Annotated in this window: 15 protein-coding genes and 1 pseudogene; 4 read left to right on the top strand and 12 right to left on the bottom strand. The window is 67.4% G+C overall.

Going from position 1 to position 16,754, the window contains the following annotated elements; translation table 11 throughout:
* The first annotated feature begins 17 nt into the window (after positions 1-17).
* The 4 genes from ASF16_RS14430 (at position 18) to dgoD (ending at position 3,917) form a co-directional block, all read left to right on the top strand.
* Entirely contained in the window at positions 18-956 is a 939-nt protein-coding gene (locus ASF16_RS14430; protein WP_056168271.1) for a dihydrodipicolinate synthase family protein, read from the top strand.
* 7 nt (positions 957-963) lie between these two features.
* Positions 964-2,013: a 2-dehydro-3-deoxygalactonokinase gene (locus ASF16_RS14425; RefSeq protein WP_056168267.1), complete on the top strand. Its 1,050-nt coding sequence runs from the start codon at positions 964-966 to the stop codon at positions 2,011-2,013.
* Positions 2,010-2,696, top strand: a complete 687-nt coding sequence (locus ASF16_RS14420) for a 2-dehydro-3-deoxy-6-phosphogalactonate aldolase (protein WP_056168265.1) — start codon at positions 2,010-2,012, stop codon at positions 2,694-2,696. Before ASF16_RS14425 ends, ASF16_RS14420 begins: the two co-directional genes overlap by 4 nt.
* Positions 2,697-2,768: 72 nt before the next feature.
* Positions 2,769-3,917: a galactonate dehydratase gene (gene dgoD / locus ASF16_RS14415; protein ID WP_056168263.1), complete on the top strand. Its 1,149-nt coding sequence runs from the start codon at positions 2,769-2,771 to the stop codon at positions 3,915-3,917.
* Between the two features lie 138 nt (positions 3,918-4,055).
* Here the strand turns inward: dgoD and ASF16_RS14410 are convergent, their stop codons facing one another.
* The 12 genes and pseudogenes from ASF16_RS14410 to ASF16_RS14365 all read right to left on the bottom strand — a co-directional run.
* Positions 4,056-5,486, bottom strand: a complete 1,431-nt coding sequence (locus ASF16_RS14410; RefSeq protein ID WP_200926902.1) for an efflux transporter outer membrane subunit — start codon at positions 5,484-5,486, stop codon at positions 4,056-4,058.
* A gap of 181 nt (positions 5,487-5,667) precedes the next feature.
* Positions 5,668-7,704, bottom strand: a complete 2,037-nt coding sequence (locus tag ASF16_RS14405) for a MacB family efflux pump subunit (RefSeq protein WP_082516981.1) — start codon at positions 7,702-7,704, stop codon at positions 5,668-5,670.
* A gap of 17 nt (positions 7,705-7,721) precedes the next feature.
* Positions 7,722-8,936 carry an efflux RND transporter periplasmic adaptor subunit gene (locus ASF16_RS14400; protein WP_056168258.1) on the bottom strand — a complete coding sequence of 405 codons (1,215 nt, stop codon included), beginning with the start codon at positions 8,934-8,936 and terminating at the stop codon, positions 7,722-7,724.
* A gap of 99 nt (positions 8,937-9,035) precedes the next feature.
* Positions 9,036-9,713, bottom strand: coding sequence for a TetR/AcrR family transcriptional regulator (locus tag ASF16_RS14395; RefSeq protein ID WP_056168255.1), 678 nt, complete (start codon positions 9,711-9,713; stop codon positions 9,036-9,038).
* Positions 9,714-9,861: 148 nt separating this feature from the next.
* Positions 9,862-11,232 carry a HAMP domain-containing sensor histidine kinase gene (locus ASF16_RS14390; RefSeq protein ID WP_082516927.1) on the bottom strand — a complete coding sequence of 457 codons (1,371 nt, stop codon included), beginning with the start codon at positions 11,230-11,232 and terminating at the stop codon, positions 9,862-9,864.
* The gene (locus tag ASF16_RS14385) at positions 11,195-11,881 is read right to left on the bottom strand and encodes a response regulator transcription factor (protein WP_056168250.1); all 687 of its coding nucleotides are present in this window, start codon (positions 11,879-11,881) and stop codon (positions 11,195-11,197) included. The genes ASF16_RS14390 and ASF16_RS14385 overlap by 38 nt, the downstream gene beginning before the upstream one ends.
* A 110-nt stretch (positions 11,882-11,991) precedes the next feature.
* Positions 11,992-12,501, bottom strand: coding sequence for a hypothetical protein (locus tag ASF16_RS14380; RefSeq protein ID WP_156372079.1), 510 nt, complete (start codon positions 12,499-12,501; stop codon positions 11,992-11,994).
* A gap of 9 nt (positions 12,502-12,510) precedes the next feature.
* Positions 12,511-13,329: a MipA/OmpV family protein gene (locus tag ASF16_RS14375; protein ID WP_082516926.1), complete on the bottom strand. Its 819-nt coding sequence runs from the start codon at positions 13,327-13,329 to the stop codon at positions 12,511-12,513.
* 236 nt (positions 13,330-13,565) lie between these two features.
* Positions 13,566-14,414 carry a hypothetical protein gene (locus tag ASF16_RS27165; RefSeq protein WP_369817162.1) on the bottom strand — a complete coding sequence of 283 codons (849 nt, stop codon included), beginning with the start codon at positions 14,412-14,414 and terminating at the stop codon, positions 13,566-13,568.
* A gap of 440 nt (positions 14,415-14,854) precedes the next feature.
* Positions 14,855-14,986 carry a hypothetical protein gene (locus ASF16_RS27160; RefSeq protein ID WP_369817164.1) on the bottom strand — a complete coding sequence of 44 codons (132 nt, stop codon included), beginning with the start codon at positions 14,984-14,986 and terminating at the stop codon, positions 14,855-14,857.
* 16 nt (positions 14,987-15,002) lie between these two features.
* Positions 15,003-15,215, bottom strand: a pseudogene (locus ASF16_RS27155) (methyl-accepting chemotaxis protein); the annotation flags it as partial.
* A 1-nt stretch (position 15,216) separates the two neighbouring features.
* A partial coding sequence (locus ASF16_RS14365; protein WP_304439416.1) for a methyl-accepting chemotaxis protein occupies positions 15,217-16,580 on the bottom strand: 1,364 nt, incomplete at its 3' end.
* Positions 16,581-16,754 lie beyond the last annotated feature (174 nt).

The following is a 16,754-nucleotide window of genomic DNA, read 5'->3' as shown; positions in this document are numbered from 1 at the left end:
TTCACCCATCCTCCGCCATGCCAGCCACGCCTTCCCTCCAGAGCCCACGCTACCGCGGCATCTTCCCGGTGGTGCCCACCACGTTCCATGAAGACGGCACCCTGGACATCGAGAGCCAAAAGCGCTGCCTCGACTTCATGATCGACGCCGGTGTGGACGGCGTCTGCATCCTGGCCAACTTCTCCGAGCAGTTCTCGCTGTCCGACGCCGAGCGCGAGACGCTGACCCGCGTCTCGCTGGAGCATGTGGCCGGCCGCGTGCCGGTCATCGTCACCACCACCCACTACGGCACCCGCGTGTGCGCCGAGCGCAGCCGTGCCGCGCAGGACATGGGCGCCGCCATGGTGATGATCATGCCGCCCTACCACGGCGCCACCTTCCGCGTGCCCGAGGCGCAGATCTACGAGTTCTATGCTGGTGTGTCCGATGCGATCAGCATCCCGATCATGGTGCAGGACGCACCCGCCAGCGGCACCGTGCTGTCGTCCCCGTTCCTCGCCCGCATGGCGCAGGAGATCGAGCACCTGGCCTACTTCAAGATCGAAGTGCCTGGCGCCGCCAGCAAGCTGCGCGAGCTGATCCGCCTGGGCGGCGCGGCCATCGAAGGCCCGTGGGACGGAGAAGAGGCCATCACCCTGCTGGCCGACCTGGATGCCGGTGCCACCGGCGCGATGACGGGCGGCGCCTTTCCTGACGGCATACGACCCATCATCGAAGCCCACCGCCAGGGCGACATGGACCAGGCCTTTGCGCTCTACCAGCGCTGGCTGCCCCTCATCAACCACGAAAACCGCCAGGGCGGCATCCTGACCGCCAAGGCACTGATGAAGGAAGGCGGCGTGATCGCCTGCGAAGCGGGCCGCCACCCCTTCCCGGCCATGCACCCTGAAGTGCGCCGGGGCCTGATCGACATCGCACGCCGGCTGGACCCGCTGGTGCTGCGCTGGGGCCGGTAAGCACGCCATGGCCAACACCTCCAACCTCTCGGACAACCGCCTGGTGGCCCTGGACTGGGGCACCAGCTCGCTGCGCGCCTTTCGCCTGGGTGCCCACGGGCAGGTGCTGGAGCAACGCAACCGACCCTGGGGCATCATGAACCTGCCCCCGGTACCCGCGGGCCAGGCCGATGCTGAGCCCGGCGCAGCCTTCGAGCGCGCCTTGCAGGACGCCTGCGGCGACTGGCTGGCCGCCCTGCCCTCGGTGCGCCTGCTGGCCTGCGGCATGGTGGGCAGTGCACAGGGTTGGCGCGAAGCCCAATACCTGGATGCACCCGCCTCGCTGGACGACCTGGCGCGCGGTCTGACCGTGGTGCAGCGTGGCAGCGGCACCCCCCTGCACATCGTGCCCGGGCTGCTGCAGCGCACCGGCCTGCCCAACGTGATGCGCGGTGAGGAAACGCAGGTGCTGGGTGTCTTGGCCGACACATCCGTCGCCAGCCCAGGCCCCGTGCTGGTCGGCCTGCCGGGCACGCACAGCAAGTGGGTGGTGGCGCAGGGCGACAGTGCGCGGCGCAGCATCCAGGGGTTCCACACCTTCATGACGGGCGAAGTGTTTGCCGCACTGCGCGGGCACACCATCCTGGGCAAGACGATGCAGGCACCCGCCGCGCCTGACGACGCCGCCTTTGCGCAGGGCCTGCAGGTGGCGCGCGGCAGCGATGCGGCGCTGGGCCTGCTGTCGCACATCTTCAGCACCCGCACGCTGGGCCTGACGGGCGCGTTGCCCGCCGCGGCGCAGGCGGACTACCTGTCGGGCATCCTCATCGGGCACGAGATCGCCAGCCTGTCGCGCCTGCACCCGCCCACTGGCGCCGCCCCCATCCCGCTGGTGCTGTGCGGCGAGGCCGACCTGTGCCGCCGCTACGCCATCGCCCTCCAGGCCTACGGCTTTGCGCCGCCCACCATCGCTGCGCAGGCCACCGTCACGGGCCTGTGGCAGATCGCCATCGCTGCCGGGTTGACGACAACCCTGGGCGCAGAGCCCACCCCATTCCCCAGGAGCCACGCCGCATGAACCCCATCGACAAGAACCTGTTCAGCACCATGCAGGCCTGCGGCCTGATCGCCATCCTGCGCGGCGTGCAGCCGCACGAGGTGGTGGCCATCGGCCACGTGCTGTACGACGCGGGGTTTCGCATCATCGAGGTCCCGCTGAACTCCCCACAGCCCCTGGCCAGCATCCGCGCCCTGCGCAATGCGCTGCCCGCCGACTGCCTGGTGGGCGCGGGCACCGTGATCACGGCCGAGGCCTGCGCTGATGTGGCCGCCGCGGGCGGGCAGATCATCGTCATGCCCCACAGCGACCCCGCGGTGATCCGCACCGCCCGCGCGGCCGGCATGGCCTGCGCACCCGGCGTGGCCACGCTGACCGAGGCCTATGCGGCGCTGGCCGCGGGCGCCAACATGCTCAAGCTCTTTCCGGCCGAGGCCTTGCCGCCGCATGTGCTCAAAGCCTGGCGCGCGGTCATCACCCCGCCCATGGCGCTGGTGCCGGTGGGCGGCATCGTGCCCGAGAGCATCGCCACCTACGCAGCGGCCGGGGCCAGCGGCTTCGGCCTGGGCTCGGCCCTGTACCGCCCGGGCGACAGCGCAGGCGACGTGGCCGCCAAGGCCGTTGCGTTCGTCACCGCGTGGCAGGACGCCTACAGCCCGGCACACGGTGCGCACCCCAATGCCGCCACGGGCCCGGCTGCCTAGACGTCCTATCGCTGCGTTGCCGCTCATCACCCGCGTCCGCATTCCCACGGCTTCCTTTCCATCCGCCCTCCCATGAAGATCACCCGACTGACCACGTTCCTGGTGCCCCCGCGCTGGTGCTTTCTGAAAATCGAAACCGATGAAGGCATCGTCGGCTGGGGCGAGCCCATTTTGGAAGGCCGCGCGCAGACCGTGGCCGCCGCGGTCGAAGAGCTGGGCGACTACCTCATCGGGAAGGACCCGCGCCACATCGAAGACCACTGGACGGTGCTGTACCGCGGCGGCTTCTACCGCGGCGGCGGTGTGCACATGAGCGCGCTGGCCGGCATCGACCAGGCGCTGTGGGACATCAAGGGCAAGGCCCTGGGCGTGCCCGTGTCCGAACTGCTGGGCGGCAACGTGCGCGACCGCATCCGGGTGTACAGCTGGATCGGCGGCGACCGCCCCAGCGAGACCGCCCAGCAGGCGCGGGACGCCGTGGCCCGCGGCTTCACCGCCGTGAAGATGAACGGCACCGAAGAAATGCAGTTTGTGGACACCTACGACAAGGTGGAGCGCTGCCTGCAGAACGTGGCCGCGGTGCGCGAGGCCGTAGGCCCCAATGTGGGCATCGGCGTGGACTTTCACGGCCGCGTGCACCGCCCCATGGCCAAGGTGCTGATCAAGGAGCTGGAGCCCTACCGCCTGATGTTCATCGAGGAGCCCGTGCTCAGCGAGCACGAAGAGGCGCTGAAAGAAATCGCCCGCATCTCGTCCACCCCCATCGCGCTGGGCGAGCGCCTGTACTCCCGCTGGGACTTCAAGCGCGTGCTGCAGGGGGGGTATGCCGACATCATCCAGCCCGACCCCTCGCACTCCGGCGGCATCACCGAAACCCGCAAGATCGCCACCATGGCCGAGGCCTACGACGTGGCCCTGGCTCTGCACTGCCCCCTGGGCCCCATCGCCCTGGCCGCCAACCTGCAGCTGGACGCGGTTTGCTACAACGCCTTCATCCAGGAGCAAAGCCTGGGCATTCACTACAACAAGGACAACGACCTGATGGACTATGTGTCCAACCCGGAGGTGTTTGCGTACGAGGACGGGATGGTGACCATCCCGAACGGGCCGGGTCTGGGCATCGAGGTGAACGAGGAGTACGTGCGCGAACGTGCGCAGCAAGGGCACCGGTGGCGCAACCCGGTGTGGCGTCACAAGGATGGGAGTTTTGCCGAGTGGTGAGGGCGTGCGTTTGGAAGCGCTGTGGAGATGACACAGTGCCCGACATCAGCCTCTCCCTGCGTCAGAAGCCCCGTTGATTGACAGCGTGGCGGACCTGCAGCGCCATAGCGGCCATCCGCGGCGCTGCCGCATGCATCCTCAGCGCCCCTCTGGCACCACCGCGCCCCCCAGCACCCGATACAGCGTGGCCAGCGCATTGAGCTGTGACAGCTGGTTCTCCTGCACCGCCAGCTCTGCCGTGCGGCGGCGTTGCTGCGCGTCCAGCCAGGTGCGCAGACCCGTGGCACCGGCGCGGTAGCGCACCTCGTACAGGCGCTCGGCCTCGCGGGCGGCCGTCAGTTGCAGGGCCAGTTGTTCGCCCTGGCGCAGCAGCTGGGTGCGGGCCGACAGTGCGTTCTCCACATCGGCCAACGCGGTGTACAGGGTCTGGCGAAAGTTGGTGACCGCCTCCTCGTACTGCGCGGCGGCCAGTTGGCCCGACAGCTTCATCTCTTGCGCGCGCAAAAAAGGCAGGCTCAGCCCCGCACCCAGGGCGGCCACGGGGTTGGAGAGCAGGCGCAGCAGTGAGGTGCTGGACGTGCCCAGGTCCCCCGTCAGGCTGAGCGCCGGGTAGTAGCTGGCGCGGGTGGCGTCGCCGCTGGCCAGCACATTGCGCAGGCGGGCCTCGGCGGCGCGCAGGTCGGGGCGGCGGGCCAGCAGCTCGGCAGGGGCACCAGCGGCTACCGGGGGCAACGCGGCTTCAGGCAGGCGCTGTGGCTCAGTGGGCAGCACCTCGGCCAGGGTGGCGGCGCCGGGGGGCGCGTTCATCAGCACGGCGACGGCGTTGCGGGTTTCCACACGCTGCTGCTCCAGCTGGGCCAGGGCGGCGCGCTGGCTGGCCACCGTCTGCTCGGCCTCGCGCAGCTCCAGCGCCGATACGGAGCCCGCGTCGTACTGCGCGCGCACCAGCTCCTGCGTGCGCTGGGCATAGGCCAGGCTGTCGCCGCCACTGGCCACACGCTGGTTCAGATAGGCCAGTTGCCAGTACAGCCCCGCCGACGTACCGGCCAGGGCCTGGGCGGCGGCCTCGCGGTCCTCGGCAGTGGCGCGGGCGGCCCACTCGGCCGCATCGCGCGTGCTGGCCACCCGGCCCCACAGGTCCACCTCGTAGCTGACCGACAGCGATGCGCCGCTGCTGCGCACCGTGGAGTTGTCGACCCCTTCGAGCCGGCGCGATGCGCTGCTGGACAGGCGGCCCGCCACGGTGGGCGCGAGCGCCGTGGCCGCGATGCCGGCCTGCAGCTGGGCCTGGCGCACGCGCAGCGCGGCGGCGGCCAGGTCGTTATTGCGGACCAGGGCGGCTTCGACCACCTGGGTGAGCGCGGGCTCGTTGAACTGGCGCCACCACTGGTCGGGGACCTGGGCAGCGGTTGCCGGTGCCGCCTGTTGCTGTTGCCACGCGGAGGGAACGGTGGCATCGGGCGCCTTGTAGGCGGTGCGCGTGCCCGCGCAGCCGACCAGCAGCAGGGCCAGTGCCAGGGGCAGCAGGGGCAAGGAATGTTTGGTCGTCACTTGCAGACGGCTCTTCATGTTCATCATCTATTCATTTCCTTATTTCACTGCGTGTTACCCGCGACGCTCGAAACGGGCGCGCCCAATGCCAGCGCCCCCGCGCAAGGGCCGCCCCGCCGCGCTGGGGGCGTCCCCCTCCCGACTCGCACAGCGAGTCGAGAGAGGGGGAAGGCGCGAAGCGCCTCAGGGGGTGCTTCATCTAGTCCCGTGCAAGCGCATCGATAGGGTTGAGCCGCGCCGCGCTGCGCGCCGGCAAAAAGCCGAAGACCACGCCGATCAGCGTGGAGCAGGCGAACGCCCACACCATGGAGCTCACCGAGAACGCCAGCGGCACCACCGGCGCCACGCTGGTGATCAGCGCGCCCAAGCCCAGCGCGATGGCGATGCCCAGGCCACCGCCCAGCAGGCACACCAGCACCGCCTCGATGAGGAACTGCTGCTGGATGTCGCCCTGGCGCGCGCCCACGGCCATGCGCACACCGATCTCGCGGGTGCGCTCGGTCACGGAGACCAGCATGATGTTCATCACCCCGATGCCGCCCACCATCAGCGAGATGACGGCGATGGATGCGACCAGCAAGGTCAGCGTCTGCGTCGTGGTCTCAATGGTCTGGCGGATGCTGTCGGTGTTGAGCACATAGAAGTCCTCGCGGCCATGGCGCGACTTGAGCAGCTGGTTGATGCCCTGCTCTGCCGCGGCCATGGGCGCGGTGTCGGCCACGCGCACGGTGATGCTGCGCAGGTAGTTCTGCCCCACGATGCGGCCCATGGCCGTGGTGTAGGGCACCCAGACGTTCAGCGCCTCGCTGTTGCCAAAGGCGTTCTCGCTCTTGGCGGCCACGCCGATCACCCGCACCGGCACGCTGCCCAGCAGCACGACCTCGCCCACCGGGTTGGCCACGTTGGGGAAGAGCTTGGCGCGGGTGTTGTCGTCGATCACCGCGACCTGCTGGCGCCCCTGCACCGCGCTGGCGTCGAACACCGTGCCCTGCGCGATCTTCACCGCCTTGACGCGGAAGTACTGCTCGCCCACGCCGTTGACGGTGCCGGTCAGCTCCACGTTGCGCCAGCGCAGGCGCGCTGCGGCGTTGAGGTTGGGCGTGACGCTGTCCACATACGGCTGGGCGGCCAGGGCGTCGGCATCAGCCGGTACCAGGGTGCGCACCGCGGCCGAGCGCACGTCACCAAAGCCCGAGCCCGAGAACACCTCGATGGTGTTGGTGCCGATGGCGCTGATGTCGGCCAGCACCTTCTTTTGCGTGCCCGCGCCCAGCGCCACCACCGACACCACCGAGGCGATGCCGATCACGATGCCCAGCATGGTCAAAAAGGTGCGCAGCCGGTGCGCGTTCATGGCCAGCAGGGCCATGTGGAAGGCCTCGCGAAACCGGTCGCCAAAGGCCGACAGGCGCGCAAAGAGCCCCGTAGGCGCGCGGCTGGCGGGGCGTGTGGCACCGGTGCCGGGTGCGGTCGCATCTGCGCGCCGCGTGTCGCCCACGATGGCGCCGTCGCGGATCTCGATCACGCGCTGCGCGTGCGCGGCCACGCCCATGTCGTGCGTGACGATGATGATGGTGTGGCCCTCGGCGTGCAGTTCAGCCAGGATCTTCATCACCTCGGCGCCCGAATGCGTGTCCAGCGCGCCGGTGGGCTCGTCGGCCAGGATCACGCGGCCGCCGTTCATCAGTGCGCGGGCGATGGACACGCGCTGCTGCTGCCCGCCCGATAGCTTGCCCGGCGTGTGGTGCATGCGGTCGGCCAGGCCCAGGCGCGCCAGCAGCGCGGCCGAGCGTTCGTGCCGCTGCGCACGCGTGCGGCCCGCGTACACGGCGGGCACCTCCACATTGCCCTGGGCCGTAAGGTCCGACAGCAGGTGGTAGCGCTGGAAGATGAAGCCGAAGTGCTCGCGCCGCAGCTCGGCCAGTTCGTCGGGCGCCAGCTGCCCGGTCTCGCGTCCCTCCACGCGGTAGCTGCCGCAGGTGGGCGTGTCCAGGCAGCCCAGTATGTTCATCAGCGTGGACTTGCCCGAACCCGATTGCCCGACGATGGCCACCATCTCACCGGCGTGGATGGTCAGGTGCACGTCCTTGAGCACGGCCAGCACCTGGTCGCCGGCCGGGAACTCGCGCGTGACGCCGCGCAGGTCCAGCAGCGGCTGCACTGCCGCTGTAGTTGCTACGGTTGCTGCAGTTGTGTTTGCCACTCCCCCGCCGGGCTCGTGTGCCTTGTCTTGCATGGCCTGCATCGTCCCGCTCACTGCCGTGGCGGGCCGCCGCGCATGCGGCCCGGGTTGGTGGCCGATGGGGCGCTGGCGCCGTCGCCCAGCACCACCTTGTCACCGGCCGCCAGGCCCTCGGTGACCTGGGCGTTGACGTTGTTGTTCAAACCGATCTTCACCTGCCGGGGCGCGGCATTGCCCTCGGCGTCCACCACGCGCACGGTGGTGGTGCCGTCGGCGTTGCGCGCACCCAGTGCGGCCGACGGAATGGTGACCACGCCCTTGGCCTCGGCCCGCACGATGTAGACCTGCGCCGTCATGGAGATGCGCAGCTTGCCGTCCGGGTTGGGCGCGTCGAACAAGCCGTTGTAGTAGATGGCAGTGGCCGTGGCATTGCTGCTGGAGGCCGCGCTGGACAGCGACGATTCGTTGGCGATGGAATCGGGCGCGGGCTCCACCGCGCGCAGCGTGGCCTGGTAGCGCTGGTCGGGCTCGCCCAGGATGGTGAAGTACACCTTTTGCCCGGGCTTGACGCGGGTCACGTCGGCCTCGGAGATCTGGGCCTTCACGGTCATGGTGTCCACCTTGGCCAGCTTGATGATGGTGGGCGCGGCCTGGTTGGCGTTGACGGTCTGCCCCTCCTGCGTGACCACGGCGACCACCTGGCCGTCGATGGGCGCGACGATGCGTGTGTAGCCCAGGTTGACCTTGGCCGTGTCGGCCGCGATGGCGGCCTGCTGCATCTGGGCCTTCAGGGCATCGATGTCGGCCAGCGTGGTGCGGTAGGTGGCCTCGGCCGCCTCCAGGTCGGCCTGCGGGCCGGCGTCGGCCGCGCGCAGCTGCTGCTGGCGCTTGTAGGCCAGCTCCACCTGCGACAGCGATGCCTGGCGCGCGCGCAGGTTGGCCTGCGCCGTGGCCAGCGCTGCTTCGGAGTTGCGCACGGTGTTCTGCTGCGTCATGGAGTCGATCTCGGCCACCAGTTGCCCGGCCTTCACGTTGTCGCCCAGTGCCACCTTCAGCGACTTGATCTGCCCCGACACCTGCGCGCCCACGCTCACCTGCTTGAAGGCCTGCAGCGTGCCGCTGGCCAGCACTGTGTCCTCCAGATCGCCCGTGGCGGCGGTGGCGATGATGAAGTTGTTGGGCACTTTGGCGGGAAAGAACTGCCACTTGACGACTGCAGCAGCTGCCGCGAGCAGCACCAGGGCGATGATGCCGGTGCGCAGGGGTTTTTTCTTGGAAATGGCCATGGTGGTGATTGGGTAGAAAGCGTTGCGTTGCGCGCAAAGGCAGCGCAGTCGGGGGTGGGTCAGCAGAAGAGGAGCGCTAGCCGCGCCAGCGTGGGGCGTTTACTTTCGTTGGCGTTGTGCCGCCTTGGTTCCAGCCAGTGGCGGTGCGGCATCACCAAAAGGCCGCGGCGTCACCGGGTCGCAAAACGGCAGGTGGCTCACAGCGCGGATGGCCCGGGACATCTGCGCCACCACTTCCGTGGTGGTGAAGGCCCGTGCATCGCGCACGGCCGCCCGGCTGATGGTCTCGTCCACCGTCCGCACCGCACCCATCACGGCCGCAGCGCACAGGCGCACGTCGAAATCATGGTGGGACCGCCCCAGCCGGTCGCCGATCAGCGCCGCCATTTCTTCCTCGCCATTGTGGTACGCGTGCAGCCAGATGGAGCGCAGGTCGGGCTCGTCGGGCAGCGCGGCGATCAACCGCACCACCAGCACCATGTCCGCAATCTCTTCTGGCGAATGTTTGTCCAGCGCGAACTGGTCGGCCAAATGCACCTCGATCGGCTCAGCGAGCGGCCAGGCGCGCAGCTCCCGGTAAAAGCGCTGCCAGATCTGCGCGAACAAGGGCGCGACACAACTTTCCTTGTTGCGAAAGTACCGCCACACCGTGCGCTCGGAGATACCGGCCGCTGCAGCGATGTCGCTGCCGCTGGTCGCGCTGACGCCCTGCTCTGCAAACAGGCGGGCAGCAGCACGTGCAACGATGAGGCGAGAGGTTTCTACGCGGTGGATCACAACAAGAAGATGTCAGTTTCCGACATCATAATGGCAGTAAATGCCAAACCGCTCTCTGAATGGGATTGCCCTTTGATCGGCGGCCTTATCGTCGCCTGCACTCCGTGACGGGATACTCACCGGGCGCGCGCGAATGGCGCCTTGCGCATCAGAGGTGCAGCACGTGCATCTCCAGCCCCGTGCTGCCGGGGCGGGCCTCGATGCGCCAGCGGTGCGCGCGTGCGATCTCCTGGCATATCGACAAGCCCAGCCCGGCGCCTTCGTCGCGTCGCGACGCTCCGCGCCAGAACCGCTCGAACAGCCGGCCCAGTTGATCGTCTGCCACGCCGCCGCCCTGGTCCGTCACGACCAGTCCACTCGCGCCCACGGCCAGGTGGACAACACCGCCTTGGGGGCTGTGCTGGATGGCGTTCTCCAGCAGGTTCTTGAGCAACGTAAAGAGTGCGCCCCGATCGATGTCCCAGCACCCCACGCCGTCGCCGAACACCACCGACAGCTCGACCCCTGCCCTTTGCGCGACACGCTCCATGTAGTCGCAGGCCTCCAGCACCGTCGGTGTGGGATCGACGTATTCGATCCGGTAGTTGCCGGGCTCGCTGGCCTCTGCCAAGTGCAGCAGTTGCTGAACCTGGCGCCCCATGCGGTCCACGTCCTGCAGGAGGTAGGCCCGGTTCTCGTCGGGCGGTGCCAGCTCGACCTGGGCCCGGATGAGGGCCAGCGGTGTCTTCAGCTCGTGCGCGGCATTGGCCAGAAACTCCTGCTGGGTTCTGAAGCCCTGCTGCAGCCTGTCCAGCGCCAGGTTGAATGCATCGACCAGCGGCGCGAGTTCGCTCGGCAGGTTGCGTGCTTCGAGCCGGGCGTCCAGCGACTGGGGCGTGATGCGCTGGGCCTCCTCCGACGCCTGATGCAATGGCTTGAGCAGTTGCCTCAAGGTCAGGTGCACAGTCACCAAAAAGATGCCCATGAACGTGATGCACGTGACCAGAATGCCCTGGTGGATGGCGGGTATGCCGATGCTCTTGCGCAGCTGCAGCACCATGCGATCGCTCAGCGCAAACTGCACGTACCACGTGGTGCCGCGGTGCACGCGCGGCACGGTGGCCGCATGCATGGCCACGCCTTCATGGTCGAGCGCGAACCTTTGCCTGGCCGGGTCGAAATCCGCATGGGCCGGAGCCAACGCTGTGACGCGCGCCACAGGCGAGTAGACAACGCGGCCCTGTGCGTCCACCACTTGCACGATGACCTCCTGGTGCAGGCTCCTGAACGGCCACAGCTCCACCGAACTTTTGTCGATGCCCGAGGGGATCCCATCCGGGCCGAACTGAATCTTCTCTGCCATCCCCTGGCCGTAGTCGAAGACCTGGTACTGGAGCATGTAGCGGTTGAAGCGCTCCGACAGAACGATCACACCCACGCCCACCAGCACGGCGCTCACGGTGAGGCCGGCCAGGTACACCAGCAGGAGCCGGGCGCGAAAGCTACGGGGCCACAGCGTCTTGGCGAAGCGCATAACCATGGGTGCGAATGTTGACGATCTCCAGGCCCGACTCCAAGGCCATGAGCTTGCGGCGCAAGCGGTGCAGCGCCACGTCCAGCGCGTTGGGCGTCACGGCGTCGGTCAAACCCCAGGCGGCCGCTTCCAGCGCCGCCCGGCGCACCGTGGCGCCTGCCTGGCGAACCAGGCTGAGCATGATCTGCATCTCGGCAGGCGCCAGGGTGACCGACTCTGCGCCGCAGCTCATCCGCCCCTCCTGCACCAGCAGGTGGATGTCTCCAAAGACCGGGTTGAGCGCCTGCAGGGCCGTCTGCCGCCTGAGCAGCGCGCGCACCCGGGCGATCAGCTCTTCCATGGGGAATGGCTTGGTCAGGTAGTCGTCGGCACCCGAATCGAGGCCGTGAATCCGGTCGTGCAATGCGTCACGCGCGGTCAGCAGCAGGCAGGGCACCGCCTTGCCGGCCGCCCGCACCCGCTTGACGAGTTCCAGGCCATCTCCGTCGGGCAGGCCGCGGTCGATCACCAGCGCGCTGTAGTTCACAGCATTGACGGCGTACCAGGCAGGCTCGATGCCATGGAAAACGTCCACCCCAATACCGGCTGCGACCGTCGCCTGGCGAATCAGCTCCGCCAGCCGGGTGTGGTCTTCAACGAGTGCAATGCGATTCATAAGGGGGCAGCCATCGGGACCATAGAACATGGGCGCACGACCTGTGGTTTCCAGCGCCAGGCACCGGGTCTTCGGCGCAGGGTGTGGGAAGGATTTTCAACTCACGGGCCCTATTCTCTCGCCACGGTCAGTGCCAGCAGAAATTCACCCAGGGACTGCAGGTCGCTCGCTGGGGCAGCATGCCCCAGCAATAGGGCGTACCAGAGCCCGCCGGTTGCGTACCGGCACACCAGCATCACCTGGGGTTCCACGGTGTCTTGCGCGAAGAGCTCATCGATGAACTCGGACCACATCGCCAGGTACTCTGGGTGCTGCAAAGCGGCCCGGGCGTGGTTTGCCTGGTGGCCGCCATCTGCCATCACGCTGCCGCACAGGGCCCGCACATAGGCCCGGATGTGCTGCGCGGCGCCGGCAGGCTCGGTGGCCAGCGACTCGTCGAAATGCACGCGAAAATCCGACAGAAAATCCTCGAACACCGCGTCGGTGGCCCGGGCGGGGGCCGCCGCGAGGGGTGGGAGCTGCGGGTGTTGGCGCGCCATGAGCATCGCCATGGACATGATGGGCCACACCCCCGAAACCGCGGGGCGTGGCCGTACCGGCACATGCGGAAAGGCAGCCATATCGGGCCTTCAGAACCGGTACAGGTAGCCGATGGTCATGCGCGATGTGCTCGAGCGGTCGACGATCGGGCTGTTCTTGATCTCCTTGGGCAGGCTGGTGGTACTGAGGTCGAGGAACACCGTCTGCCGAGGCCGCAGCTGGTAGTCCAGCCGCACCCCGGCCTCCAGCGTGACTGCCGCTTGCCCCGTGTACTGGGCGCGGGCGGGGCGCGCCTCGCCGGCACGCACGCCGTAGTAGTAGTCCACATAGTGGGCGTCCAGCCACTGCGCCTGCACGCGTGGAGTCAGCGCAAGGTTGCCGGAGGCGAATCTGCGGTCCACCTTCAGCTGGAGCATCTGGCCCTTGCTGCTCCGGGACACATCCGCCAACCATTCCCCCGACACGCGGGCAAGGCTGTTGTTCCAGGTGACCGCACCCCCGCCCCAAAAACCGCCCTTGCGCTCGTCCATGCCCACTAAAAACGGCGAGTCGCCGGACTCATATCCATTGGGGTCGTATTTGAGCCGCGCAGCGAGTTCTACCGAGTTGCCGGCACTGAAGTCGCGACGCCAGACCTTGAAGTCTGCACTTGCCCCGTTGAACCGAACCCAGGAGTTTTCATAAAAAAGCAGGGGCAGCGCGCTGTTCTTGCTGTCGTAGCCCTTGTAGGGAAGCCTCGCGGCCGAGGCAGCGATCCCCAAGCCCCAGGACGAAGCCGGCTCTGCGGTGGGCTTGGCAGCCGTGCGTGAGGTACTTTGGGCCGCAGCGGGCAAGGCCAACATGGCGCAGCTCAAAACCGCAAGCAGGCACGCCGTTCTGGAGTGATCGATAGAGTCGAAGGTAGTCATGGGCACGGGTATCGGTGAGTGAGGTACCGAGGGTGCTGCCAGTGGACTTACCAGATACTTACCGGCAATTTTCTACCTTGCTGCGCGATAGAGATCGAGATGGCACGCGCTCAGGGTGCCTTGTCGTCGCGCAAAGCCGCCATGTGGCGTACGGTCTTCGCAGTCGATTGCGGGCCGGTGCGGTGCCGACCAAGGCAGCCCGCCCATCCGCGAAGGCCGGGCGTACTACCGCGGGCTCACACTTTCAACGACCGCTCGATGTCCGTCAGCTTGTAGCGGGCCAGGGCCAGATTGCCTTTGGCCTTGTCCAGCACCAGGTACAGGAAGAGCCCGTCATTGTTGGGCACCAGGCGGATCAGGTGGTACTGGTCGGCCAGGGTGATGAGGATGTCTTCAATACCGCGCTTGATGCCCAGTGCCTCCATGGTCTTGAGCTTGGCCTGCACCACCCGGGTGTTGCCGGCGGCTGCCAGGTCCAGGTTCATGCCGCCCCCGGCCTGGGCCAGGCACATGCCGCTGCGGTAGTCGACCAGGGCGACCGCCTGTGCGCCGTCGATGGTCATCGCGGCATCCATGGAACTCTTCAAATTGGAACTCATATCGTCCGACCTTCTGTCTTCGTTGAAATAATCATTGACCCGCGGGACCTTGCCCAACTGCTCCATAAGCACGAACCACAGCGTCTTCGGGTCGCTGTTGGGCAACTGGTACTTGTGCACGCCGGCGCGCCCATGGGTGCGCAGGAACTTGGAGATCTCCATGTCTTCCATCACCGCATTGGGTAGAAGAATGAACCAGACCGCAGGCGCGGAACGCACGGCAGCAAGCGCCAAAATGGCAGGCAGAAGGGTGAAGCCGCCGGGCCCCACCAGGATCGCCAGCGCGTCGGGCTGCGCAGGCATCTTCTTCAGATCGGCCACCGCAGCGGGGCGGTACCAGCTGATCTCCAGCGCGCCCGCGACGTCTCCAAGCGGCAGCCTCTCCCAGGCACCGTGACCCGATGCACCCGCCACGCCCAGGTGGGCGAGTGCGTATCCGCCGATGCGCGAGGTCAGGTCCAACACGGCGAGTTCAGGGGTGTGCATCAACGGTGGGTTCCTTGTGGATGTTCTTGCGATCTGAGCCGTTGCCCGGGCGCAGGCTGGCTGTGCGGCATGCCGGCGATGCGCTGGCAACAATGCGGTGGTCATGGGTGTTGGCGCGGATGCTCGACTGGCGGCTGTGGGCTGGCCCGCGCCGGAGGCTGCGCTGGCTGGGGCTTGGGTCCACCTTGGCCCGCCTGGGCAGCTCCTCAGCGCGGGGCTGGCAGCGTCGGTCGGCCTGCGTTGCGGCGGATTCTAGGGACGCGCATCTGCATTCAACCGCTTGTTGAATGGATTCAACAGTTCATCCCACCGCGGCGCTTTTTTCGCTTCAATCGCAACGGCTGGTGACCTCATTCCGCAGATAGCTCTGCGCCTGGAGAGGTCAAACCGCCGCTCAGTCCGTGCTGCGGTTCCAGGTGCCTGAACAACGGCCAGGGCGATCAGGCCACCAGGCGGAACTGGCCCACCGTCTGCGACAGCGCCACGGCCTGCTGGCTGAGCGACTGCGCTGCTGCCAGGGCCTCTTCCACCAGCGCCGCGTTCTGCTGCGTGCCCTGGTCCATCTGCGACACGGCCTGGTTGACCTGGGCGATGCCTCAGCGACTGCGCTGCTGCCAGGGCCTCTTCCACCAGCGCCGCGTTCTGCTGCGTGCCCTGGTCCATCTGCGACACGGCCTGGTTGACCTGGGCGATGCCTGCACTCTGCTCGGCGCTGGCCGAACTGATCTCGGCCACCATGGTGGTCACGTTCTTCACGCCATCGACCACCTCGCGCATGGTGGCGCCGGCCTGCTCCACCAGNTGCTCGGCGCTGGCCGAACTGATCTCGGCCACCATGGTGGTCACGTTCTTCACGCCATCGACCACCTCGCGCATGGTGGCGCCGGCCTGCTCCACCAGCTGGGTGCCTGCACCCACCTTGGCCACGGAGTCGTCGATCAGGCCCTTGATCTCCTTGGCCGCTGCAGCGCTGCGCTGGGCCAGGGAGCGCACTTCGCTGGCCACCACCGCAAAGCCGCGGCCCTGCTCGCCGGCCCGCGCCGCTTCCACCGCCGCGTTCAGCGCCAGGATGTTGGTCTGGAACGCAATGCCGTCGATGACGCTGATGATGTCCACGATCTTGCGCGAGGACTGCTCGATGGAGCCCATGGTGCTCACCACCTGCTGCACCACGTCGCCGCCGCGCACTGCGGTGGCCGAGGCCGCACGCGCCAGTTCGTCGGCGCGGCGGGCGTTGGCGGCGTTCTGCTGCACGGTGGCAGTCAGCTGCTCCATCGACGCTGCCGTTTCTTCGAGGGCGCTGGCCTGCGACTCGGTGCGGCCCGACAAATCGCCATTGCCCCCCGCGATTTCGGCCGAGGCGGTGTTGATCGAATCAGTGCTGTCGCGCACCTGGGTCACCAGGCGGGCCAGGTTGTCGCGCATGGCCCGGATGGCGTGCAGGATGCTCGATGTGTCGCCGGGCAAGGTCTCGACGTCGACCGCCAGGTTGCCCTGTGCGATCTGGGTGACCACGTCGGCCGCGTACTGCGGCTCGCCGCCCAGCTGGCGCACCAGGGTGCGCAGCATCTGCCAGGCCATGATGGCCACGACGAGCATCAGCACCGCGCCGATGGACAGCAGGATGGCCGCGCTGCGCCAGAATGCGTCCTCGATGTCGTCCACATAGTCGCCAAAGCCGATGATCCAGTCCCAGGGTTCGAACCGGATCACGGCGTAGAGCTTGTCGACGGGCTCCTTCACCCCCGGGCGGGTGCCGGACTGAACGACGAAGCCCACGGTGCGCCCCTGCATGGAGACGCGAAACCGCTCGCCCGATTCTTTATGGCCCTTGTCACTCAGGGCGCCCACCCGCTTGGGATTGGGGTGAATGAAGGACAGGTCGTGCGAATAGCCGCGCACAAAGAAGTATTTGTCCTTGTGCACAAAGGCGCTGATCACGAGCGAGGCCTCCTTGATGGCGTCTTCCCGGGACAGGGCGCCGCTCTTTTCCTTTTCGTAGGACTTCTGGGCGGCGGCCTGGGCGAGCGTGACCAGGTTGGCCAACTGGGCTTTGCGCTCGTTCATCATCGACTGGTAAAGCGTGTTCAGCGCCACGGCAGACAGCGCGATCATGCCGGCCAGAGTGGCCGCGCACAGCCACAGTATTCTGGTTTTGATTTTCATAATAATGATGATGACGAAGGATATTGGGCAGACGGACAGCCAAGAGGCAGATAATCAATTTCGTAAACCAGAGAATTTCAATCATCTGGAATAGATTGGTATTTTCAAAAACTCAAAATCCATACATCAGAAAATCAATAGATGGACTTGAGCATGTATCACAATGTACACGAG

It is taken from the genome of Acidovorax sp. Leaf78 (assembly GCF_001422735.1).
Lineage (GTDB): Bacteria > Pseudomonadota > Gammaproteobacteria > Burkholderiales > Burkholderiaceae_C > Acidovorax.
Note: the sequence above shows the minus strand (reverse complement) of the source record. Positions and strands in the feature narration are given on the sequence as shown.

Bases quoted from the DNA above. Each gene is read 5' to 3' on its own strand.
- ASF16_RS14385 (WP_056168250.1), bottom strand. From the start codon at position 11,881: ATGAATCGCATTGCACTCGTTGAAGACCACACCCGGCTGGCGGAGCTG.
- ASF16_RS14380 (WP_156372079.1), bottom strand. From the start codon at position 12,501: ATGGCTGCCTTTCCGCATGTGCCGGTACGGCCACGCCCCGCGGTTTCG.
- ASF16_RS14375 (WP_082516926.1), bottom strand. From the start codon at position 13,329: ATGACTACCTTCGACTCTATCGATCACTCCAGAACGGCGTGCCTGCTT.
- ASF16_RS27165 (WP_369817162.1), bottom strand. From the start codon at position 14,414: ATGCACACCCCTGAACTCGCCGTGTTGGACCTGACCTCGCGCATCGGC.
- ASF16_RS14420 (WP_056168265.1), top strand. From the start codon at position 2,010: ATGAACCCCATCGACAAGAACCTGTTCAGCACCATGCAGGCCTGCGGC.
- ASF16_RS14430 (WP_056168271.1), top strand. From the start codon at position 18: ATGCCAGCCACGCCTTCCCTCCAGAGCCCACGCTACCGCGGCATCTTC.
- dgoD (WP_056168263.1), top strand. From the start codon at position 2,769: ATGAAGATCACCCGACTGACCACGTTCCTGGTGCCCCCGCGCTGGTGC.
- ASF16_RS14405 (WP_082516981.1), bottom strand. From the start codon at position 7,704: ATGCAAGACAAGGCACACGAGCCCGGCGGGGGAGTGGCAAACACAACT.
- ASF16_RS14410 (WP_200926902.1), bottom strand. From the start codon at position 5,486: ATGAAGAGCCGTCTGCAAGTGACGACCAAACATTCCTTGCCCCTGCTG.
- ASF16_RS14390 (WP_082516927.1), bottom strand. From the start codon at position 11,232: ATGGTTATGCGCTTCGCCAAGACGCTGTGGCCCCGTAGCTTTCGCGCC.
- ASF16_RS14400 (WP_056168258.1), bottom strand. From the start codon at position 8,936: ATGGCCATTTCCAAGAAAAAACCCCTGCGCACCGGCATCATCGCCCTG.
- ASF16_RS14425 (WP_056168267.1), top strand. From the start codon at position 964: ATGGCCAACACCTCCAACCTCTCGGACAACCGCCTGGTGGCCCTGGAC.